The 445-nt window shown below is 51.7% G+C and carries 1 protein-coding gene; it reads right to left on the bottom strand.

Annotated features, from left to right (window positions below):
- A partial coding sequence (locus KMS84_RS43910) for a hypothetical protein (RefSeq protein ID WP_256921328.1) occupies positions 1 to 445 on the bottom strand: 445 nt, incomplete at both ends.

The raw sequence follows: 445 nt of genomic DNA, 5'->3' as shown, positions 1-445 counted from the left end.
ATGATTATGTTCGTAAGCCTCAATGCTGAACCGGTAACAAGCTTCAACTTGTTGTTGATGGGATAGGAAGTCATCAAGACACTCTCGCAGCCTGGTGACTTGGTAGTGCCAAATACGTGGAGGAATGTACGGTGTTTGAGCTGTTTGGTGGGGTGGAAACAGCGCAGCCAGACGGGTTAGCGAGCCCGAATCCAGCAAAGTAAACCCTACGGCGCTGCGAGACGCGTATAGCTCATGCATTAACGACAGAAACTCAGTCTTTCTTGAGGCATGAAGAAAGGCAGGGATTTCCTCGCATACGCGTGGAAAGCGGCTCAATTCGCTGGCCAGTATTCCTGCCTCTTCACACAAAACAAACAACCGCCGCATCTGATCGAACCGCGTCTTTAGAGATCGATAGCCGCGAGCGCCGTACGGCCCGTATAGCCACCAGCCTGTGATGATA

Origin of the sequence: Streptomyces hilarionis, from assembly GCF_024539675.1 — a bacterium.
Classification (GTDB): Bacteria; Actinomycetota; Actinomycetes; order Streptomycetales; family Streptomycetaceae; genus Streptomyces; species Streptomyces hilarionis.
The sequence above is the reverse complement of the archived record's forward strand: the minus strand, read 5'-3'. Positions and strand labels throughout refer to the sequence as shown.